Here is a 22,724-nt window from a genome sequence, read left to right as displayed (position 1 = left end):
GCGGGTGAACCCGCTCCCACAGGCGATCGCGCAAGCTCCAAGCTCAAGAATGCTTTGAAAGGAGTCACCCATGGCCAAGCGTTCCCGCCCGGCAGCCTTCATCGATGACCCGCTGTGGTACAAGGACGCCGTGATCTACCAGCTGCACATCAAGTCGTTCTTTGATGCGAACAACGACGGCATCGGCGATTTCGCCGGCCTGATCAGCAAGCTCGACTATATCGCCGAGCTCGGCGTCAACACCCTCTGGCTTCTGCCGTTCTACCCCTCGCCACGCCGAGACGACGGCTACGACATCGCCGACTACAAGGCCGTGCACCCAGACTACGGCAGCATGGCCGACGCTCGTCGCTTTATCGCCGAGGCGCACAAGCGTGGCCTGCGGGTGATCACCGAGCTTGTCATCAACCACACCAGCGACCAGCACCCGTGGTTCCAGCGCGCCCGCCACGCCAAGCGCGGCAGCAAGGCGCGAGACTTCTACGTGTGGTCGGACAGTGACCAGAAGTACGACGGCACGCGGATCATCTTCCTCGACACCGAAAAGTCCAACTGGACCTGGGACGCGGTCGCCGGTCAGTACTTCTGGCACCGTTTCTATTCGCACCAGCCAGACCTCAACTTCGACAACCCGCAGGTGATGAAGGCGGTGATCGGTGTGATGCGCTTCTGGCTCGACCTGGGCGTCGACGGCCTGCGCCTGGACGCCATCCCGTACCTGATCGAGCGTGACGGCACCAACAACGAGAACCTGCCCGAGACCCATAAGGTACTCAAGGCGATCCGCGCCGAGATCGATGCCAACTACCCCGACCGCATGCTGCTGGCCGAGGCCAACCAGTGGCCCGAGGACACTCGCCCGTACTTTGGCGAAGGCGATGGCGACGAATGCCACATGGCCTTCCACTTCCCGCTGATGCCGCGCATGTACATGGCCCTGGCCATGGAAGACCGCTTCCCGATCACCGACATCCTGCGCCAGACCCCGGAAATCCCGGCCAACTGCCAGTGGGCGATCTTTTTGCGCAATCACGATGAGCTGACCCTGGAAATGGTCACCGACCGCGAGCGCGACTACCTGTGGAACTACTACGCCGAAGACCGCCGCGCCCGCATCAACCTCGGCATCCGCCGGCGCCTGGCGCCCTTGCTGCAACGTGACCGCCGGCGCATCGAGCTGCTCACCAGCCTGCTGCTGTCCATGCCCGGCACACCCACCCTGTACTACGGCGACGAACTGGGCATGGGCGACAACATCTACCTCGGCGACCGCGACGGCGTGCGCACACCGATGCAATGGTCGCCGGACCGCAACGGCGGTTTTTCCAGGGCTGACCCGCAACGCCTGGTGCTGCCGCCGATCATGGACCCGCTGTATGGCTACCAGACCATCAACGTCGAAGCCCAGGCCCACGACCCGCATTCGCTGCTGAACTGGAACCGCCGCCTGCTGGCGGTGCGCAAGCAGCAGAAGGCTTTCGGCCGCGGCAGCCTGCGCACGCTGACGCCGAGCAACCGGCGCATCCTGGCGTATATCCGCGAGTACACCGACGCCGACGGCAATACCGAGGTGATCCTGTGCGTCGCCAACGTTTCCCGCGCCGCCCAGGCCGCCGAGCTCGAACTGTCGCAATACGCTGACAAAGTGCCGGTGGAGATGCTCGGTGGCAGCGCCTTCCCACCGATCGGGCAGCTGCCATTCATGCTGACCTTGCCACCCTATGCCTTCTACTGGTTCCTGCTGGCTGCCCACGACCGCATGCCCAGCTGGCACATCCAAGCTACCGAGGGGTTGCCGGAATTGACTACTTTAGTGCTGCGCAAACGCATGGAAGAACTGCTAGAGTCCCCCTCCAGCGACACCCTGCACGGCACCATCCTGCCGCAGTACCTGCCCAAGCGCCGCTGGTTCGCCGGCAAGGAAAGCCCGATCGACCAGGTGCGGCTGCGTTATGGCGTGCGCTTCGGCACCGCCACCACACCGGTGCTGCTCAGCGAAATCGAAGTGCTCAGCGACGGCGTGGCCAACCAGTACCAGCTGCCGTTCGGCCTGCTGCCGGAAGATCAGATCAACACCGCACTGCCGCAGCAACTGGCGCTGTCACGGGTACGTCGTGGCAGTCAGGTGGGGCTGATCACCGATGCCTTCGTCCTCGAACCGTTCATCCGTGCGGTGCTGCGCGCCTGCCAGGAAGATAGGCATCTGCCTTGCGGCAATGGCCAGGGCGAGCTGCATTTTGCCTGCACAGCCCAACTGGCCGGCCTTGAACTGAACGAGGAAAGCGAAGTGCGCTACCTCAGCGCCGAACAGTCGAACAGCTCGGTAGTCATTGGCGACCGCGTAGTGCTCAAGCTCATTCGCCGGGTCAACCCGGGCATACACCCAGAGCTGGAAATGAGTGCGTACCTCACTGCCGCCGGGTTCGCCAACATCTCGCCGTTGCTGGCCTGGGTCAGCCGCGTAGACGAGCAGGGCGCGCCGCACCTGCTGATGATCGCCCAGGGTTACCTGAGCAACCAGGGCGATGCCTGGGCCTGGACCCAGAACACCCTGGAGCGGGCCATTCGTGACGAGATGGAGCCGACCCACATCGACGCCGAAGCGCACACCGACGCGCTGGCCGAACTCAACGGCTTCGCGGCCTTGCTCGGCCAGCGCCTGGGCGAGATGCACCTGCTGCTGGCGGCACCGAGCAACGATGAAGCCTTCCAGCCACGCCCCAGCGACGCCAATGACAGCCAACGCTGGAGCGCGCAGATCAGTGCCGAACTGAACCACGCCCTGGACCTGCTGGCACAGCACCGCGAACACCTCGACCCTGACAGCCAGGCCTTGGTAGACGACCTGCAACAGCAGCGTGACGGCCTTGCCCAGCACATCGCCAGGCTCGCCGAACAGGCCCAGGGTGGCCTGCTGATGCGTGTGCATGGCGACTTGCATCTGGGGCAGATCCTGGTGGTGCAGGGCGATGCCTACCTGATCGATTTCGAGGGCGAGCCATCCCGTCCACTGGATGAACGCCGGGCCAAACACAGCCCGTACAAGGATGTCAGCGGCGTGTTGCGATCCTTCGACTATGCTGCTGCGATGATCCTGCGCAGCGCGTCTGCGGTCGACCTTTCCGGCCCGGCGCGCCAAGCCCGGCAACGTGTTGCCCGGCAGTACCTGCACCAGTCGCGGCATGCCTTCGTCGAAGCCTATGGCCTGGCCACCGCCGCCATGCCTCACGCCTGGCAACAGGCCGAAGGCGAGCGCGCCGCACTGGAGTTGTTCTGCCTGGAAAAAGCCGCCTACGAAATTACATACGAAGCCGAGAACCGTCCGAGTTGGCTGGCCGTGCCCTTGCATGGCTTGCATGGACTGATCAGTACCTGGGGAGAGTCATAGATGAATGCAACCACGCGTGAAAACGGCGGCCTTCGGCAACGGGACCTGGATGCCCTGGCCCGCGCCGAGCACGCCGATCCATTTGCCGTGCTGGGCCCGCATGCAGACGGGCAGGGCGGTGTGCTGGTGCGTGCCTACCTGCCCAATGCACTGAGCGTGCGGGTGCTGGCACGCCATGATGGGCGCGTCCTCGCCGAAATGGTGCAGGGCAGCCTGCCTGGCCTGTTCAGCGCGCACCTCGATCAGGCGCAGCCCTACCTGCTGCAGGTCGGCTGGGCCGGTGGCGAGCAGGTGACCGAAGACCCCTACAGCTTCGGCCCGCAACTGGGTGACATGGACCTCTACCTGTTCGCCGAAGGCAACCACCGGGACCTGTCCGGGCGTTTCGGCGCCCAGCCGACCCAGGTCGACGGTGTCGATGGCGTGTGCTTCTCGGTATGGGCGCCGAATGCGCGCCGGGTGTCGGTGGTGGGTGACTTCAACAACTGGGACGGCCGCCGCCACCCCATGCGCCTGCGCCACAGTGCCGGGGTCTGGGAACTGTTCGTACCGCGCCTGGGCGTGGGCGAAACCTACAAGTTCGAAGTGCTTGGCAAGGACGGCATCCTGCCACTGAAGGCTGACCCGCTGGCCCGTGCCACCGAATTGCCGCCGAGTACCGCGTCGAAGGTCGCCGGTGAGCTGAGCCACGACTGGCAGGATCACGACTGGATGGAGCATCGCGCCCAGCGCCATGCCTACAGCGCACCCTTGTCGATCTACGAGCTGCACCCGGGTTCATGGCAATGTGAGCTCGACGAGCTGGGCGAAGTGTCGCGCTACTACAACTGGCGCGAGCTGGCCGAGCGCCTGGTGCCTTATGTGCAGCAACTGGGCTTCACCCACATCGAGCTGCTGCCGATCATGGAGCACCCGTTTGGCGGCTCCTGGGGCTATCAGCCGCTGTCGTTGTTCGCCCCGACGTCACGCTATGGCAGCGCCGAGGACTTCGCGTTCTTCGTCGATGCCTGCCACCAGGGCGGTATCGGTGTGATCCTCGACTGGGTGCCAGCGCATTTCCCCACTGACGAACATGGCCTGGCGCGTTTCGACGGCACCGCGCTTTACGAGTACGACAACCCGCTGGAAGGCTTCCACCAGGACTGGAACACGCTGATCTACAACCTCGGGCGCAACGAGGTGCGCGGTTTCATGCTGGCCTCGGCGTTGCACTGGCTCAAGCACTTCCATGTCGACGGCCTGCGCGTCGATGCGGTTGCTTCGATGCTCTACCGCGATTACTCGCGCAAAGCCGGCGAGTGGGTGCCCAACCGCCATGGCGGGCGCGAGAACCTCGAGTCCATCGATTTCATCCGCCACCTCAACGGCATTGCCGCCCACGAGGCGCCGGGTGCGCTGATCATCGCCGAGGAGTCGACGGCCTGGCCGGGGGTCAGCCAGCCGACCCAGCAAGGCGGCCTGGGCTTTGCCTATAAGTGGAACATGGGCTGGATGCACGACACCCTGCATTACATCCAGAACGATCCGGTGCACCGCACCTATCATCACAACGAGATGAGCTTCGGCCTGATCTACGCCTACTCCGAGCATTTCATCCTGCCGATCTCCCATGATGAGGTGGTGCACGGCAAGCATTCGTTGATCGACAAGATGCCCGGCGACCGCTGGCAGAAGTTCGCCAACCTGCGCGCCTACCTGACCTTCATGTGGACCCACCCGGGCAAGAAGTTGTTGTTCATGGGCTGCGAGTTCGGCCAGTGGCGCGAGTGGAACCACGACCACCAGCTGGACTGGTACCTGCTGCAGTACCCCGAGCACCAGGGTGTGCAGCGCCTGGTGGGCGACCTCAACCGCCTGTACCGCGAACTACCGGCGCTGCACGAACAGGACTGCCAGCCCCAGGGCTTCCAGTGGCTGATCGGCGATGACGCGCACAACAGCGTGTACGCCTGGTTGCGCTGGAGCAGCCAGGGCGAGCCGCTGCTGGTGGTGGCCAACTTCACCCCGGTGCCACGTGAGGGCTACCGGATTGGCGTGCCGTTCGGTGAGCGTTGGCAGGAGCTGCTGAACAGCGATGCCGAGCTGTATGCCGGCTCGAACGTGGGCAACCTGGGGGCGGTGGAGAGTGATGAGGTGGCCAGCCATGGGCAGCCACTGTCACTGGCGCTGAACCTGCCGCCGCTTGGGGTTCTGGTAATGAAACCGGCCTGATTCATCGCCTGTGCGGGCCTCTTCGCGGATACATCCGCTCCTACAAGGATCGCATGCCCCTTGTAGGAGCGGATTTATCCGCGATAGGGCCAGACCTGCCTACCACCGCATCCGCACCCCAAGGCTGCCAATCAGTCCGTTGATATCGTTGCCATCCACATCGCTGCTGTAATCGGCACTGACAAACAGCGCCACCGAAGGTGTCACCCGCGCCACCAACCCCAAGCCCAATTCCACCGTGGTCGAATAGCGCGAGCTGGAAATCTTGTCGACCTGGTCCAGCTTCACCTCGCTGCTGTCGTTGAAGTCGTACCACACGTTGGTCCGCACATAGGGCTCGATCGGCATGCCTTTCACCTCATAGCGCCCGGACAACTTGGCACCGACCCGGCCGCTCCAGCTGGGCTGGCTGTCAAAGGCCTGCAAGGTCTCCTCCTGCACCTGGCTGCCCGGGAAGAACTGCTGGTTGATCAACTGCGCCTGGGGTTCGATCACCCAGCCCCCGCCCAGCCCAATCGGGTAACCGCCCTCCAGCGAAAAGGTCATCGCATGGCCACTGTCATCCAGGCGCTGGCCACTGTCGCCACGGCCCATCACCTCGATGCGCGAACCCATGGCCACGGCATCCAGGTGCCAGCCTTGTTCATGGGTCATGCTCCAGTACACCCCCAGGCTCTCGCCGCTGAGGTTTACCGCGTTGCGCTGCTTGTCCCCCAGCAACGGCCGCACGCCGTTGAAGCTGCTCTGCAAGTTGTTGTGCCCTACGAAGATCCCCGCCCGGTGCACGTTGCCACCGGCGGTTTCACGCACGAACAGGTCCGGGCCGATCATCAGCTGCTGGCTGGGGGCTTCCAGCTGGTCTGGTGCGCGCGTGCCAGGCTGGGGTGTGACGCCAGGGAAGAACTGTGCCCATTGGTTGCCCGCCAGGTCGGGCGCTATGGAGTTGTGCCGTTCGCCCATCTTCTCGCTGAAGGCGCTCAACGTACCCAGGTTCAGGCCGCTGGCGCTGACCGGGTCGAGCGACAACGTCGGCACCGTCGTTTGCTGCAGGTAGCGGGGGGAGATTGGGTCTTCCTGCATTTCGAACGCGAACGTTTCCACCGGGGTTGCCAGAAGCATCGACGTGGAAACCGCGCAGAAAATATGATCGAAGCGCAAGGGGTTCGAGGTTCTTTTCATGGCGGATCTCCTCTGTTTTATTGTTGTAAAGCCCAAGGACCTGGCCTGTTGTCACGAGCTGTACGGCAAAAACAGAGGGCGACCCAAACCAGCACGCCAGCTTTCGCGAGCGCGCACAAAGGCGCGAGCTAGAGGCCCGGCGCGAGTTTTTACGTCTAGTGATATTGTTCAGCTAAGGAGAGACCGGCGCTTGCGTCAAGAAAGCGTGAAACCTGCGTTCAAATGCCGTGGCAGGGGTTAACCCTTTGTTTAACCGAGCTATTTGGTCGGGCATAGCGAGGATCGCTATTTCTGCGGCACGGGCTATGCCGAATCATTGTTAAAGCGTACCTCTACAGCCAGTGGCAAGTGGTCGGAAAGGTGCGTCCAAGGTTTGTGCCCCAGAATCTGCGGCGCATGGCTGTCGGCATTGCGCAGGTAGATGCGGTCCAGGCGCAGCAGGGGCAGGCGGGCCGGGTAGGTGCGGGCGAGCAGACCGTGGTGGCGCTCGAAGGCCTCGTGCAGGTCGCGCTGCAGGTGCAAGGTACGGTTGCCATGCTGTTGCCAGTCGTTGAAGTCGCCGGCAATGATCACTGGCGCATCGGCAGGCAGCGCATCGAGCAGCTGGCGCAGCAGTAGCAGCTGTTTCTGCCGGTGGCTTTCCAGCAGCGACAGATGCACGCAGATCGCATGCACCTTGTGCTGGCCGGGGACGTCGAGGATGCAGTGCAACAGGCCGCGCCGCTCGGGGCCGGTGATCGACACGTCGAGGTTGCGGTGCTCGATGATCGGGTATTTGGACAGCAGCGCATTGCCGTGGTGGCCGTCGGGGTAGACCGCATTGCGGCCGTAGGCAAAATCGCTCCACATGCTGTCGGCAAGAAATTCGTATTGCGAGGTCTGCGGCCAGCCCGGGTAGCGCGCGGCATGGCGGTCATGGCTGCCGAGCACTTCCTGGAGGAAGACGATATCGGCCTGGGTGCTGCGCACCGCTTCGCGCAGCTCAGGCAGGATGAAGCGCCGGTTGAAGGCAGTGAAACCTTTGTGGGTGTTTACCGTCAGTACCCGCAGGCGTTTCACAGCCAGGGCGTGACCGGTGCTGGCGAAACCCGGACTGCCGGCTTCGAGGTTCACGGTGGCTCCTCATGGGTGCTGAACGTGTATTGCCTAGGCTGGCCACATCGCCGGCAAGCCCAGGCAAGCGCTATCTGTTGGGACAGAGCATGGCCAACCGGGTTCACTCTTCCTCGTGCTGTAGCACCATCAGCAGCATCGAGCGCCCCTTCACCTCGAAGGTCGTGTCAAATTGCAGATGCTGCCCTTTGCGCAGCTCCGGTCGGTCGGTGTCGACCAGGCAACTCCAGTACTCGCCTTCAGGTACGGTCGGCAATTTGAACGGCACAATGTCATGGTGAGCATTGACGATCAGCAGCACCGTGGCCTCTGCACCCGGCCGCGCGATGCCACTGACCTGGGCGCGGCCATCGATCAGCATGCCCAGGCAGCGCCCATGCGGGTCTTCCCACTGCTCGACGCTCATCTCGTTGCCATCCGGCGCCAACCAGGTCACGTCCTTGACGCCGATCGCCTCGTTATAGTCGCCGACCAGAAAACGCGAACGGCGCAGCACCGGGTAGGCCAGGCGCAGGCGGGTCAGGCGCTTGACGAACGCCAGCAGGTCTTTGCCGTCCTGGTCCAGGTCCCAGTTGACCCAGCCGATCTCGCTGTCCTGGCAGTAGGCGTTGTTGTTGCCATGCTGGGTGCGGCTGAATTCGTCACCGGCAACGATCATCGGTGTGCCCTGGGCCAGCAGCAGCGTGGCGAAATAGTTGCGCATCTGGCGCATGCGCAGGGCGTTGATCTGCGGGTCGTCCGTAGGGCCTTCCACGCCGCAGTTCCACGACAGGTTGTTGTCGGTGCCGTCCTGGTTGTTCTCGTCGTTGTCTTCGTTGTGCTTGCTGTTGTACGAAACCAGGTCGCGCAGGGTGAAGCCATCGTGGGCGGTGATGAAATTGACCGAGGAATACGGCCGGCGCCCGCGGTTGTTGAACATGTCGCCCGAGGCGGTCATGCGTGCGGCAAAGTCGGCCAACTGGCCCTCGTCGCCTTTCCAGAAGGCCCGTGCGGTATCGCGGAAGCGGTCGTTCCACTCGGCCCAGCCTGGCGCGAAGTTGCCCACCTGGTAGCCGCCTGGGCCGCAGTCCCAGGGCTCGGCAATCAGCTTGACCTGGCTGAGCATCGGGTCCTGGCGGCAGGCGACGAGGAAGCCGTGGCGCTCGCTGTAGCCGTCGTGGTAACGCCCCAGGATGGTCGCCAGGTCGAAGCGGAAGCCATCGACGTGCATTTCGCCGGCCCAGTAGCGCAGCGAGTCGGTGACCAGCTGCAGCACGCACGGGTGGCTGAGGTCGAGGGTGTTGCCGGTGCCGGAATCGTTGATGTAGTAGCGTTTGTCATCGGGCATGAGGCGGTAGTACGAGGCGTTGTCGATGCCGCGCATCGACAGGGTTGGGCCGCGCTCATTGCCTTCGGCGGTGTGGTTGTAGACCACGTCGAGGATCACCTCAAGGCCTGCGTCGTGCAGGTGCGCGACCATTTCCTTGAACTCGGCGATCTTGCCGCTGGCGAGGTAGCGCGGGTGCGGCGCGAAGAAGGCGATGCTGTTGTAGCCCCAGTAGTTGTTCAAACCCTTGTCCAGCAGGTGCTGGTCGTTGACGAAGGCATGGATGGGCAACAGCTCGATGCTCGATACGCCCAGGTCCTTGATGTGCTTGAGCAGCTCGTCGTTGGCAAGGCCGGCGAAGGTGCCGCGCAGCGCTTCCGGCACCGCCGGGTGGCGCATGCTGATGCCGCGGGTGTGGGCTTCGTAGATGATCGTGCGTTCCCAGGGGATCAGCACACGCTGGTCGCGGCCCCAGGTGAAGGCCGGGTCGATGACCTTGCATTTGGGCACGAAGGGCGCGCTGTCGCGCTCATCGAACGACAGGTCGCCGTCGGGGTGGCCGATGGTGTAGCCGAACAGCGCCTCGGACCATTTCAAGCTGCCGACCAGCTGCTTGGCATAGGGGTCGATCAGCAGTTTGTTGGGGTTGAAGCGGTGCCCGTTTTCCGGCTCGTATGGCCCATATACACGGTAGCCATAGACCAGCCCGGGATGAGCATCGGGCAGGTAGCCGTGGTAGATCTCATCGGTGTACTCGGGCAGTTCGATGCGTTCGATTTCCTGCTCGCCAGTAGAGTCGAACAGGCACAGTTCGACCTTGGTGGCGTTGGCCGAGAACAGGGCGAAATTGACCCCCAGGCCGTCCCAGGTGGCACCCAGGGGGAAGGGCATGCCCTCGCGAATGCGCGACGGGGCGACGGAGCGGGTTTTCTTGGGCGTGCGCGGACTCATGGCTATCCTCGAAATGGCCGTTGCGGGGGGAAATCGTGGGACCTGCACCAGCCTCTTGGCGGGTAAACCCGCTCCCACAGACACTGCTCCTGTGGTGAGGTGGGTGCGATCCTTGCAGGAGCGGGTTTACCCGCGAAGGGGCCGGTGCAGGCTTACCCAGCCGTAGGCTTTTTCACTGCCCGAGGCTTCTTGGCAGCCACCGGCTTGCTGGCCCCAGGCAAGGCAGCCGCCTTCGGCTCGGCCGCTGCCTTGGGCTTGGCCGGCGCCCGTTTGCGAGGCGCCGCCTTGGGTGCCAGCGCCTCGGCTTCGGCGAGCTTGCGGGCCATCTCCCAGTGGCGGTCTTCCTGGCCGGCGGGCTTTCCTTCGGATTCCCAGATCTGGTAAGCGAATTCGCGGATTCGTTTTTCATCGACACTCATCATGACGCTCCTGATGCTCAAGATTGTTGTATCAGCAGGTTGACCGGAAACTCCGCCAGCAAAGCGCTCAACAGCAGCTCCCTAGAAGGGCTGACCGCAGCGCTGGAGAAAAGTCCAGTCGAGTTGGCAGGCGACAAGGCAAACGGCAGGATCACCCGGGTGTCGTCCCAGTTCTGCGCCGGGATCAACGGTGTAGTGGCGCCGCCGAGCAGGCCGCTGGCCAGGCGCGGGGCGACGACAATGGCGCGTTCGCCGTCACCCAGGCGGGCGAAGGCGATGACCTGATCGGCATGCCGACCCTGCACGTTCAATGGCAGGTAGGCACCCCGGCGAAACAGCTCGGCGTGGGCCTGGCGGCAGTCCAGCACCCGTGCGATCAGGGCCTGCTTGATGCGGCCGTCGCGCCAGTGCGCCAGCAGCTCGCCGGGCGCGCTGGCATCGTCCAGGGTGCGGCGCCTGCAAGCGTAGTCCACGGCGCGGCGGTTGTCCGGGTCGACCAGGCTGAAGTCCCAGTATTCGTTACCCTGGTACAGGTCGGGCACGCCAGGCACGGTCATGCGCAGCAGGCTCTGGACCAACCCGTTGAGGGCGCCGGGGCAGGCGATCAACTGCGCGGCATCGGCCAGCGACTGGCGCAACTGCTGGTTTTCCCGCTCCAGCAGCAGGCCGTCGACATAGGCCGCGCAGGCTGCTTCATAGGCTTCGTTCGGCGCGCTCCAGCTGCTGCGCAACTTGGCTTCGCGCAGGGCCTTCTGCTGCCATTGGCGGATGCGTTCGGCGTACTGGCGCAGCGCATTGTCGTCGTGCAGGTCGAGGGTCAGTGGCCAGCTGCCCAGCAGCGTCTGCAGCAGCAGCAGCTCGTCGCCAGGGCTTGGTGCCACCCCGTCGTCCAGCTGTTTGCGCAGCGGTGCAGCCAGCTCGCGCCAGTGCTCCACACGGCTGGCCACCCACGGTCCGCGTTCACTCAACACGGCCAGGCGTGCGCGGCTGTCTTCGCCACGCTTGTGGTCGTGGGTGGCGGTGGCCAGCAGGTTGTCGGGGAAGTCGCGCAGGCGGCGTTGGGCTTCGTTGTGGAAATGTTCGGTGTCGGCGCTGAACCGCTCGGCCTCGAAGCCGACGTCATTGCGCGACAGCAGCCGTGCCGACCGGTAGAACGCGGTGTCCTCCACGGCCTTGGCGGCGCTGGGGGCGGTGAGCTGCTGGAAGCGCACGCAGGCATGGCGCAGGTGCCTGCGTGGCCGGCCCGGGGGCAACTGCCGCCAGGGCTGGCCACCGAGCCATCGCTCGAGCTGGTCGAGCAGCGGCCAGTCGGCTTCGCCCAGGTCCTGGCGGGCATGGGCCAGGGCCTGTTGGAAGAACTGCTCATCCTCGGCCGGGCGCCCGCAGGCGTTGAAGTAGGTGCGGTACACCGGGTAATGCGCGACCAGTGCCTGCAACGCGCGGCGGATCGCGCCCAGGGTCAGGTCGCGGGTCATCAGGTCGTCGCGGGCCACCTGCAATAGCGCCTGGGCCACCGATTCGCAGTCCCCGGCCAGGCTGGCGTTGAGCACCAGGTGGCGCGCCAGGCGCACTTCCTCGGGGAAGTCGGGGCGCTCGCTGACCATCGCCCACAACTCGGTCAAAGGTGCTTCGCCAGCCGGGTCGTGCTGCAGCAGCGAGATTTGGTTCATGAATTCGTAGCCGGTGGTGCCGTCGGTCAGCCAGTCGCGGTGCAGGTGTTCGTCGGCGCCGAGGATCTTTTCCACATAGATCGGGAAGTGTTCCAGGGCTGCATGCAACGGGCGCTTGGCAAGCAGGCTGTCGACCCGGCGACGCAGCTTGCGGCAGTAGCCGCGCGGGTCGGCCAGCCCATCGATATGGTCGATGCGCAGGCCGTCCACCAGGCCGCGCTCGATCAGCTCGAACAGCTTGGCGTGGGTCGCCTCGAACACCACGGCACGCTCCACCCGCAGGCCGCCGAGTTCGTTGATGTCGAAGAAGCGCCGCCAGTTGATGTCATCGGCGGCGGTGCGCCAGCTGGCCAGGCGGTAGGTCTGGCGTTCCAGCAGCAGGTGCAGGCGCTTGAAGCCGCTTTCGCTGCGGCTGTCGAAGGCGGCCAGTGCCGATTGCAAGTCCGCGCCTTCACGCACCAGGCGCGCCAGTTCAGCGTGCAGGGGCAGGGCATCGGCCAAGGGCTCGGCGGCGTCGCGCAAGGCGGTGAAATGCTCCGCCAGGGCCTTGAGTGCAGGCTCGGGGCTTTGCGCAAGAATCCAGCCATAGTCCAGCGGGCAGATCGGGAAGCGGTGCTCATGGTGGGCGACTTGCAGCAAACCCGATTGCGGGTCGAATTGCAGCGGGACTTCGCCATGCTTCAGCGCCGCGCCATAGTCGCTGCCGAGGAACGGCAACAGCAACTGGCCGGCCAGCAACGGGTCGCTGGAGTGCCACTGGATGTCGAAGAACTCCGCATACGGGCTGCGCCGGCCCCAGGCCAGCAGGCTCTGCCACCAGGGGTTGTCGGCGCCGCCCACAGCCATGTGGTTGGACACGGTGTCGAGAATCAGGCCCATGCCATGCTGGCGCAGCGCGGCCACCAGCCGCTGCAGTGCCGCCTCGCCGCCCAGCTCGGGATTGACGCAGGTCGGGTCGACCACGTCGTAACCATGGCGTGAGCCGGCGCGGGCCTTGAGGATCGGCGAGGCATACAGGTGGCTGATGCCCAGTTGGGCGAAATACGGCACCAGCGGTACGGCGTCATCGAGGCTGAACTCGTGGTGAAACTGCAGGCGCAGTGTCGCGGTTAACGGCTTCATCGGTCACGCTCCCAGGCTTGTTCGCGGGCCTGAGCCAGCAGTTCAAGGCGCCGTGCGGCGTCTTCGTCATCCAGCAGCTCGCGCACCGGCGCGGCGAAGCGCCGGCGCCAGTTGGGGTGACCGCTGGTGGTGCCAGGCAGGTTGGGTTGTTCGTCGCTGCCGAGCAGGTCTTCCAGCGGGATCAGCACCAAGGGGGCGCGAGTATGGCCAACGTAGCGGATGGCGGCATCGATCAGCGCGTCGTCGTCTGCTTGTGCACCATAGTTGGCTTCCAGGGTGCGGCGCAGGCCTTCGCGTTCCTTCTGCCGTTCGTGGCGCCAGTGCAGTTCGGTGGCGGTGTCGATCAGTTGCAGGCGGTGGCTCCAGTCGATGTCGCGGCTTTGCAGCCAGCCGGCCAAAGGCGCCAGGTCGTGGGTGCCGGTGGTAGCCAAGGCGTTGTCAGGCCAGTCGAGGATCGGTGTGAAGTGGCCGGGCTGGGTTTGCTCGAAGGGCAGCACGCGCATGCCCAGCACGGCCTTGGCAGCCAGCTGCTCGCGCAGGCCTTCGGGTACGGTGCCGAGGTCTTCGCCGAGGATGATCGCCTGGTGGCGCACCGACTCCAGGGCCAGCAGGCGCAGCAGGTCCTCGAGCGGGTAGTTCAGATAGGCGCCTTCGGCGGGCGTGCAGCCCCGCGGGATCAGCCACAAGCGGCGCAGGCCCATCACATGGTCGATGCGCAGGCCGCCGGCATGGGCCAGGTTGGCCCGCAGCATCTCGATGAAGGCACGGTAGCCGTTGCGCTTGAGCCCCTCGGGGGAAAAGGCGCAGATGCCCCAGTCCTGCCCCGAGCGGTTGAGGATGTCGGGCGGCGCGCCGACCTTGAGGTTGGCCAGCAGCTCGTCCTGGCGGCTCCAGGCCTGGCTACCGGCGCCATCGGCGCCCACTGCCAGGTCGGCGATCAGGCCGACCGCCATGCCGTTGCTGCGCGCGACGTGCTGGGCACGTTGCAGGCTGCGTTCGGTCAGCCACTGGCAGAACGCGTGGAACTCGACCTTGGCCGGGTAGGCGTTGGCCAAGGCCTCGACTTCCGGGTGGTACGGGTCGTGCCAGGCGCTGGGCCAGTTGCGCCAGTCGGCGCCCAAGCCATGTTCGACGGCTTGTGCCTGTAGTACTTCGAAGCGGCAGTGATGTTCCAGGGCCTGGCCGCGGGCCTCGCGGAAGCTGTCGAAGTCCTTGCGCAGCGGGTGGTCGGCCTGGCTGAAATCCTGATACAGCGCTTCGAGCAGGCGCAGGCGGGCGTCGGCGGCGCGGGGCCAGTCCACCAGCGGGCACTGCTCAAGGTCTTCGAGCACCTGCTCCAGGCCACACGCCTCGATCGCCAGGCGCACGGCGCGCTCGCCGAGCAGCGCGGCGGGGCTGGCGTACAGGGTGTTGAGCAGCAGGCGGCTGGACGGTGAGTAAGGGCTGTAGTGTTGCTGGTCGATGGCAGACAGGGCATGGATCGGGCTGATCGCCAGGGCATCGGCGCCGCGTTCGGCGGCGTTGCGTGCCAGCTGTTCCAGCGCCAGGCAGTCGCCAAAACCGCCATCACCGGGGCGGCGCAGGCTGTAGAGCTGCACGGCCAGGCCCCAGCAGCGTGGCGGGGGGGCATCGACGGCGTCAGTCAGGCTGTGGCAACGCGGCGGAGCCACGGCCAGGGTGAAACTGCGGTCGTTGATCTGCAGCAGGTGATAGCCGACCGGCAGGCCGCCGGGCAGGTTGCCTTGGGCATCGAGGGTCAGGTATTGCAGGCGGTTGCTTTCCAGGGTGCAGCGCACTGCACTGCCGGGCGGGAAGTAGCGCTTAAGGGGCAGCGGCTGGTCAAGGTCGGCGGTGATCAGCGGGGGCAGGTGCTCAGCGTCTTCGGCGGCTTCCACGGCGCGCAGGCTGGCCTGGATGGCCGGCTCGTCGCTGGCGGGGTGGCCCAGGCCGTCGAGGACCTTGCGCAGTACCTCGTCGCTCACTTGCTGCGGCCGGTTGTTGGCGTCGATCCAGTCGCGGGCGAGCCCCACACGGGCGGCCAGTCGGTGCAAAGCGGTTTCGCTCATGGGCTCTCCTGGCCGGGGGCTAGCAGGCTGACCACACAGCTGTGGGCGGCCAGCGCGGTATCGGGGTGGGTGGTGTCGCTGCTGTCGAACAGGCGCTGTTCGGCGGCGGGCAGTTCGACCGCCTGGGGCGTGGTGCCCAGGTTCAGGTCGATGCGCAGGGTGCTGCCGTCACCCAGGCGCCAGCGCGCCGTCAGAGCGTGGTCGCCCAGCACTTCGGCGCCCAGTGCACGGCTGCCGGGCAGGTTGGGGATGACGTGGCGTTGGCGCAGGTCGAGCAGTTGGTGATAAAGCCCGTGCCAGCCGGCGATGACCTCCTTGTTCTGCGGCCGCGAAGCTTCGAAGGTCTGTTCGGCATTGGGGTCGGGTATGTGTTCGCGCTGCTCGGGGTCGGCGAATGCCTTGAAGTGGGCGAACTCGCCGCGCCGGCCCTCGCGCACGGCATCGGCCAGTTGATCATGGAAATCGGTGAAGAACAGGAACGGCCGGCAGCTGCCATCGTCATCGCCCATGAACAGCAACGGGATCATCGGTGCCAGCAACAACAGGCCGGTGGCCGCACGCAAGGCTGCCGGCGGGCACAGGCGGGTCAGCCGCTCGCCCAGGGCGCGGTTGCCGATCTGGTCATGGTTCTGCAGGAACAGCACGAACGCGCTGGGCTCCAGGTGCCCGCTGGCTTCGCCGCGTGGCGTGCCGTGGCGGTTGGCCTGGCCCTGGAACACGAAACCTTCGGCCAGGCAGCGTGCCAGCTTGGCGATGGGTTTTTCCTGGTAGTCGGCGTAGTAGCCCTCGGTTTCCCCGGTCAGCAGCACGTGCAAGGCGTTGTGGCCATCGTCGTTCCACTGGGCATCGAAGCCCTGTTCGAGCAACGAAGCCTGGTTATGCTCGTTCTCCAACACCAGCCATACATGCCGGCCAGGCTCGACGGCGGCGCGTACCCGTTGCGCCAGCTCGACGAGGAAGTCGGGCTGGTCGATAGCGTGCACGGCATCCAGGCGCAGGCCATCGCAGCGGTAGTCGCACAGCCACATCAGGGCGTTCTGGATGAAGTACTCGCGTACCTCGCGGCGGCGAAAATCGATGGCCGCACCCCAGGGCGTCTGGCGGTCCTGGCGGAAGAACGGGCTGGCGTATTGATGCAGGTAATTACCGTCCGGGCCGAAGTGGTTGTAGACCACATCGATCATCACCATCAGGCCGTGGCCGTGGGCGTGGTCGACCAGGGCGCAAAGCTGCTCGGGGCTGCCGTAGCTATGCTGCGGCGCATAGGGCAGCACGCCGTCGTAGCCCCAGTTGCGTTCGCCGGGGAACTGGCCCAGCGGCATCAGCTCGATGGCACTGATGCCAAGCTCCGCCAGCCTCGGCAGATGCCGGGCTACGCCCTGGTAGCCATCGAGCACCCCGACATGCAGCTCTTGGATCACAGCTTCGTGCCAAGGCCGGCCTTGCCAGGGATGCTGCCAGGCGTAGGCGCCGGTATCCACCACCTGGCTCGGCCCGTGCACGCCCTCGGGCTGGTACCGCGACGCCGGGTCGGCGACCTGCAGCTTGCCGTCGATGCGGTAGTGATAGCGGTCGCCGGCCTGGCACGGGGCAACCCCCGTGTACCAGCCGTCGTCCTCGGGCAGCAGCTCGATGGCGGGCTGCTGCTCCAGTTCCACGCTCACGCTGCGCGCATCCGGCGCCCACAGGGCGAAGCGCGCCGACGTGGCGTCCAGAAGGTGTGCGCCATGCCTGTGCATCTTCAAACCCCCGTTCAGTAGCTCAGTTGTGCCTGCTTGACCAGGTCCTCATAGAGGCGCGCATAGGGTTCCACCGCCTGGCACCAGTTGAACGGCTGGGTCATCGACAGGCAGCGCATGGCATTGAGCAGGTCCTTCTTGCGGTAGATATAGAAAGCACGGCTCAGCGCTTCGCTGTAGCTCTCGACGGTCGACTCATCGAACAGGAAGCCGGTGACGCCGTTCTCGATGGTGTCGGCCAAGCCGCCTGTATTGCGCGCCACCGGCAGCGAGCCGAAGCGCTGCGCGTACATCTGGCTCAGGCCGCAAGGCTCGTAGCGCGAGGGCATCAGCAGGAAGTCGCTGCCAGCGAACATGCGCCGGGCGTCGGTTTCGTTGAAGCCGATACGCACCCCGATCTGCCCCGGGTGACGCAACGCCAGCTCGCGCATGGCCTGCTCTTCTTCCGGCTCGCCGCGGCCGATGATCGCGATTTGCCCACCTTGTTCGACGATGTAGTCGGCAACGCCCAAGGTCAGGTCCAGGCCCTTCTGATAGACCAGCCGCGAGACCACAGCGAACAGCGGCCCTTCGGACGGCTCCAGTTCGAACAGTTTGCGCACTTCGGCGGTATTGCGTGCCTTGCCGTCCCAGTCGTTGATGCTGAAATTGTGCTGCAGGTGCTTGTCGGTGGCCGAGTCCCAGCTCTCGTCGATGCCGTTGGGGATGCCGCCGAGCAGGCCCTGCTGGGCCTTGCTGGCAAGGAAGCCGTCGAGCCCGCAGCCGAACTCAGGGGTGGTGATTTCCTGGGCGTAGGTGGCGCTGACGGTGGTGATGTGGCTGGAGTAGGCAAGGCCTGCCTTGAGGAACGACAGTTTGCCGTAGAACTCCATGCCTTCCTGTTGCATGGCATGGTCGGGAATCGCCAACTCGGGGCTGCAGCCGCGGCTGTAGACGCCCTGATAGGCCAGGTTGTGAATGGTGAACAGGGTCGGCGTGTTCAGCCCGCGCCAGTGCATGTAGGCCGGTGCCAGGCCTGCGGGCCAGTCGTGGGCGTGCACCACTTCGGGCTGCCAGTGGATCTTGCCTTCGCCAGCAGCGATCTCGGCTGCGGCCAGCCCCAGGCGGGCGAAACGAATGTGGTTGTCCGGCCAGTCGCGACCGTTGTTGGCACCATAGGGAGTGCCGTCGCGCTGGTACAGCTCCGGGCAGATCAGTACATAGATGACCAGGCCATCGACCATGTCCATGCGGCCGATCTTGCACGGTGGCAGGGCGGCATGGCCGCCGAGCTCGCCGACGATATGAATGGGGTTGTCGCTTTCCATGACCTGGCGGTAGCCAGGGATCAGCACCCGTACATCGTGCAGGTGCGCCAAGGCGCGTGGGAGTGCCGCCGAAACGTCACCCAGGCCACCGGTCTTGACCAGGTCGGCTATCTCGGATGTGACGAAGAGGATCTTGCGCTTGTTAGGGTTGTGCTGGCGCTGGGCGCCGGGTGCCGTGCCTGTCTTGGCGAAGTCCGGGGTGAGCGGCTCGCGGTTGTCCGGTTTGAATGAATCTACGTGAGGCTCGACAGCGGCACTGATCATACTTCTTTCCGTCCCTATGTGTTGGCCGGGTGCTGGCACCCGTTGCTATATCTCGTGCTGGTTCTCTCTGTTTCTTTAGTTGCGTGAAGCTATCCATGCCCCGAAGTCGTGCGCACAGGCACAACGCGATCAGCATTCCGGCCGAAGGCGATTGGACTAGTTGGGGTAGGCGGCCGTGCGAAGGAAGTCCTTTTGCGTCTGGCCTACTTACTTGATGACCCGCCACCATTTCCAAAAGTTCGACTTTTTTACGTTGCTCTTCCTCTGAGCAAATGGCGGGCCGAAACCTGAGTGTAGGAGAGCCGGCGATAAAAAGGTGACCCGCTGGTCACTTTCGTTATGACCTGAGCTAGACGCAAACGTTGGCGAGTGTCACTGAATGTGTTGGGGCATCGTAGAGATGAATCGGAAGGCGCTGGTGGGGCATCAATGTGCAGCATGGGATGGGCCTTTGTGCACCGTTGTGGGGCGCGTGCCCCACGGTGTTGAACTCAGCCTGAAGGGAGTAGTGAGGAGTGATGATGGCTGATCAGCCATTGCTGGCCGTCCCAGCGGTAGGTAAAGCTGTAGCGCGCGGCCACCTGCTTGCCGGTAGCGGCAAAGTCAAACGTGTAGAGACCGGCCAGTGTCGCCGTATTGCAGGCGGCGTCGAAGTAATGGGTATCGAGCTTGCCGCTCGGCTTGTCGGCGAGAAACTGGCTGAAATAGTCGACGCGCTCTTGTTCGGTGAGGCGCGGCTTTTTCGAAACGGTGGGCAGAAGCAGGGCATCTTCCTGGTAGAGGCGGGCAACCTGTTGAGGGTCGCCGCTCTTGAGGCTGTCGTTCCACTGTTCGAACAGGTCAAGTGCCTGTTGCTTGGTGGCTTGCTGGCAACTTTGCGCAGCGGCTTGCAGGGGCAGGGTAGTAATGCTGAAGAGGGCCAGAGGCAGGCAGTAATACGCGATTTTCATGCTGAGGTCCGCGGCAGGCAGGCCCCAGGATGAGGCCGTGGCGTTGTGCACCCTATAAGGCACCCAGGCGCTGAACCATAGGAAATGCTTTATGTTGCCCGGTGAAATTCGAGAGATCGGCTGACGGGCCGCGTGGGAGCCATGAAGCTCCCACCGAGGGGGGATGAATCAGAGGCTGACGTTTTTACCGTCGCTACGTGCCTGTTCCAGCAGCATGTGCAACTGTGCGACCTGTTGGCGCAACTGGTCACGTTCGTCTTTCAACTTGCGCAGTTCATCGCGGCGCACGGAGACATAGAGGGTCTGGGTTGGAGTAGCAGGCATCAAGGTACCCATGAGCACACCTCGCGGTTTTGGCTGGTGACAGTTAAAGCGTAGACGCTTCACGCGGCGCGCATTCTGAATTCTTTCGCCGCCCATGGGAACTTTTTTGTTTAACGTTGTCGCGCCGTTCGTCGCTGAACCCTCGTGCGTCGTGCTGGACTAATCTGAAAAGTTGAACTGTGTTTGTCATCCATTTCGAAAGGGGAGCATCGGCTCATGCAATTGGGAATCGTCGGGCTGGGCCGCATGGGCGGCAATATCGCAAGGCGGCTGATGCGCGCCGGCCACCGCACCGTGGTCCATGACCGTAACCGTGATGCCATCGTTGGGCTGGAGGGCGAAGGCGCCCAAGGTGCCCACGACCTCGGCGCGCTGGTGCAGAAGCTCAAGGCGCCTCGCGCGGTGTGGGTGATGCTGCCAGCCGGCGAGCCTACCGAGCAGACCATCGCCCAGCTGGCCGAGCTGCTGGAGCCGGGTGATGCGATCATCGATGGCGGCAATACCTTCTACAAGGACGACATGCGCCGCGCCGCCGAACTGGCCAGGCGCGGGCTGCATTACCTGGATGTCGGCACCTCTGGTGGTGTCTGGGGCCTGGACCGTGGCTACTGCATGATGATCGGCGGCGAGAAGGATGTGTTCGAGCGCCTGGAGCCGCTGTTCAAGGCACTGGCGCCGGGCGTGGGCGAGATTCCGCGCACCCACGGCCGCAGCGGTGAGCATGAGCGCGCCGAGCACGGTTATATCCATGCCGGCCCACCTGGCGCCGGGCACTACGTGAAAATGGTGCACAACGGCATCGAATACGGCCTGATGCAAGCCTATGCCGAAGGCTTCGACCTGCTGCGCAGCAAAGGTGGCAACGAGCTGCCGGAAGACCAGCGCTTCGACCTCAACGTCGCCGAGATTGCCGAAGTGTGGCGCCGCGGCAGCGTGGTCACCTCGTGGCTACTCGACCTCACTGCCGATGCGCTGGTGGCCGACCCACAGCTGGCGCAGTTCAGTGGCTCGGTGTCCGACAGTGGCGAAGGCCGCTGGACCATCGATGCCGCTGTCGAGCAGGCAGTGCCGGTACCTGTGCTGTCCAGCGCACTGTTCGCCCGCTTCCGCTCGCGTCAGCAGCAGGGCACCTACGGCGACAAGATCCTTTCGGCCATGCGCCTGGGCTTCGGTGGCCACGTCGAGAAAAAAGACTGATGAGCAAACAGACCATTCCTGCTGCTCCGCCCTGCACGCTGTTCCTGTTTGGCGCCAACGGTGACCTGGTCAAGCGCCTGCTGATGCCGGCGCTTTACAACCTCAGCCGCGACGGCTTGCTGGACCGCAACCTGCGGATCGTCGGCGTCGACCACAACGCGGCCACGGCCGATGAATTTGCCGAGCGCCTGCATGCCTTCATGCAGGAACGTGACAAGGGCGGTGAGGGCGCTGCCAAGTGCCTGGATGAAAAGCTCTGGGCGCGTCTGGCCAAACGCCTGGACTACCAGACTGGCGACTTCCTCGACCCTGCCACCTATGCGGCGCTGGCCAAGCGTATCGACAAGACGAGCCACGGTAACGCCATCTTCTACCTGGCCACCTCACCACGCTTCTTCCCGGAAGTGGCCCAGCGCCTGGGCGAGGCCGGCCTGCTCGACGAGTCTGCCGGTGGCTTTCGCCGGGTGGTGGTGGAAAAGCCCTTCGGCACCGACCTGGCCAGTGCCGAGGCGCTCAACGCCTGCCTGCTCAAAGTGATGAGCGAACGGCAGATCTACCGCATCGACCATTACCTGGGTAAGGAAACGGTGCAGAACATTCTGGTCAGCCGCTTCTCCAACGGCCTGTTCGAGTCGTTCTGGAACAACCACTACATCGACCATGTGCAGATCACTGCCGCCGAGACGGTTGGCGTGGAAACCCGCGGTGCGTTCTACGACAACACCGGCGCGCTGCGCGACATGGTGCCTAACCACTTGTTCCAGCTGCTGGCGATGGTCGCCATGGAGCCGCCGGCGGCGTTCGGCGCCGATGCCGTGCGGGGCGAGAAGGCCAAAGTGATCGGTGCCATCCGCCCCTGGTCGGCGAAAATGGCCCTGAAGAATTCCGTGCGTGGCCAGTACACGGCTGGCCATCAGGGCCGCAAGCGCCTGCCGGGGTATCGCCAGGAAAACAACGTCGCAGCCGACAGCCAGACCGAAACCTATGTGGCGCTCAAGGTGATGATCGACAACTGGCGCTGGGCCGGGGTGCCGTTCTACCTGCGTACCGGCAAGCGCATGAGCGTGCGCGATACCGAGATCGCCATCTGCTTCAAGCCGGCGCCGTACGCGCAGTTTCGCGAATCGGAGCTGGAGCGGCCCAAGCCCAACTACCTGAAGATCCAGATCCAGCCAAACGAAGGCATGTGGTTCGACCTGCAGGCCAAGCGGCCGGGGCCGGAGCTGGTGATGGAGAACGTCGAGCTGGGCTTTGCCTACAAGGACTTCTTCAAGATGACCCCGGCCACCGGCTATGAAACGCTGATCTATGACTGCCTGACCGGCGACCAGACCCTGTTCCAACGGGCCGACAACATCGAGAACGGCTGGCGCGCGGTGCAGCCGTTTCTCGATGCCTGGGCCCAGGGGGGCGAGGTGCATGAGTACCCGGCGGGCGAGGATGGCCCTGAAGCGGGCAATGAATTGCTGACCCGCGACAAGCGCGAGTGGCACAAGCTTGGATGACAGTGCTGTGTTG

14 protein-coding genes are annotated in these 22,724 nt (G+C 64.6%); 4 read left to right on the top strand and 10 right to left on the bottom strand.

Translation table 11 applies throughout. The features are described from left to right. Positions 1-70: 70 nt before the first annotated feature. Positions 71-3,388 (top strand): maltose alpha-D-glucosyltransferase, encoded by a 3,318-nt coding sequence (gene treS / locus APH27_RS22735; protein WP_060485962.1) that lies wholly within the window; start codon positions 71-73, stop codon positions 3,386-3,388. Then, positions 3,389-5,599: a 1,4-alpha-glucan branching protein GlgB gene (gene glgB, locus APH27_RS22730; RefSeq protein ID WP_027919687.1), complete on the top strand. Its 2,211-nt coding sequence runs from the start codon at positions 3,389-3,391 to the stop codon at positions 5,597-5,599. Between the two features lie 99 nt (positions 5,600-5,698). On the opposite strand, the gene APH27_RS22725 is transcribed toward glgB, so the two are convergent. The 10 genes from APH27_RS22725 to APH27_RS26665 form a co-directional block, all read right to left on the bottom strand. Next, positions 5,699-6,778 (bottom strand): autotransporter outer membrane beta-barrel domain-containing protein, encoded by a 1,080-nt coding sequence (locus APH27_RS22725; RefSeq protein WP_027919688.1) that lies wholly within the window; start codon positions 6,776-6,778, stop codon positions 5,699-5,701. Between the two features lie 303 nt (positions 6,779-7,081). After that, complete coding sequence (locus APH27_RS22720) at positions 7,082-7,891, bottom strand: endonuclease/exonuclease/phosphatase family protein (protein WP_060485961.1); 810 nt, start codon at positions 7,889-7,891, stop codon at positions 7,082-7,084. 103 nt (positions 7,892-7,994) lie between these two features. Further along, complete coding sequence (gene glgX / locus APH27_RS22715; protein WP_060485960.1) at positions 7,995-10,148, bottom strand: glycogen debranching protein GlgX; 2,154 nt, start codon at positions 10,146-10,148, stop codon at positions 7,995-7,997. Between the two features lie 152 nt (positions 10,149-10,300). Further along, positions 10,301-10,570, bottom strand: a complete 270-nt coding sequence (locus APH27_RS22710; RefSeq protein WP_027919691.1) for a DUF2934 domain-containing protein — start codon at positions 10,568-10,570, stop codon at positions 10,301-10,303. 14 nt (positions 10,571-10,584) lie between these two features. Then, entirely contained in the window at positions 10,585-13,359 is a 2,775-nt protein-coding gene (locus tag APH27_RS22705; protein WP_060485959.1) for a malto-oligosyltrehalose synthase, read from the bottom strand. Further along, positions 13,356-15,425 (bottom strand): 4-alpha-glucanotransferase, encoded by a 2,070-nt coding sequence (gene malQ, locus APH27_RS22700; RefSeq protein WP_060485958.1) that lies wholly within the window; start codon positions 15,423-15,425, stop codon positions 13,356-13,358. The genes APH27_RS22705 and malQ overlap by 4 nt, the downstream gene beginning before the upstream one ends. Then, entirely contained in the window at positions 15,422-17,164 is a 1,743-nt protein-coding gene (gene treZ / locus APH27_RS22695) for a malto-oligosyltrehalose trehalohydrolase (protein WP_060485967.1), read from the bottom strand. Before treZ ends, malQ begins: the two co-directional genes overlap by 4 nt. Positions 17,165-17,178: 14 nt before the next feature. Beyond that, positions 17,179-18,735 carry a glycogen synthase GlgA gene (gene glgA, locus APH27_RS22690; RefSeq protein ID WP_027919695.1) on the bottom strand — a complete coding sequence of 519 codons (1,557 nt, stop codon included), beginning with the start codon at positions 18,733-18,735 and terminating at the stop codon, positions 17,179-17,181. Positions 18,736-19,226: 491 nt separating this feature from the next. Beyond that, positions 19,227-19,685, bottom strand: coding sequence for an SgcJ/EcaC family oxidoreductase (locus APH27_RS22685; RefSeq protein WP_027919696.1), 459 nt, complete (start codon positions 19,683-19,685; stop codon positions 19,227-19,229). A 168-nt stretch (positions 19,686-19,853) separates the two neighbouring features. Continuing rightward, positions 19,854-20,021 (bottom strand): DUF6026 family protein, encoded by a 168-nt coding sequence (locus APH27_RS26665; RefSeq protein ID WP_178092352.1) that lies wholly within the window; start codon positions 20,019-20,021, stop codon positions 19,854-19,856. Positions 20,022-20,225: 204 nt separating this feature from the next. Here APH27_RS26665 and gnd point away from each other — a divergent pair, with 204 nt between their 5' ends. Together gnd and zwf are read left to right on the top strand one after the other, a co-directional pair. Continuing rightward, on the top strand, positions 20,226-21,206 hold the full coding sequence (gene gnd, locus APH27_RS22680; RefSeq protein WP_027919697.1) for a phosphogluconate dehydrogenase (NAD(+)-dependent, decarboxylating): 981 nt from the start codon (positions 20,226-20,228) through the stop codon (positions 21,204-21,206). Further along, on the top strand, positions 21,206-22,711 hold the full coding sequence (zwf, locus tag APH27_RS22675) for a glucose-6-phosphate dehydrogenase (RefSeq protein WP_060485957.1): 1,506 nt from the start codon (positions 21,206-21,208) through the stop codon (positions 22,709-22,711). The genes gnd and zwf overlap by 1 nt, the downstream gene beginning before the upstream one ends. Positions 22,712-22,724: the final 13 nt, after the last annotated feature.

The sequence above is a fragment of the Pseudomonas sp. NBRC 111123 genome, assembly GCF_001320205.1.
GTDB lineage: Bacteria > Pseudomonadota > Gammaproteobacteria > Pseudomonadales > Pseudomonadaceae > Aquipseudomonas > Aquipseudomonas putida_J.
The sequence above is the reverse complement of the archived record's forward strand: the minus strand, read 5'-3'. Positions and strand labels throughout refer to the sequence as shown.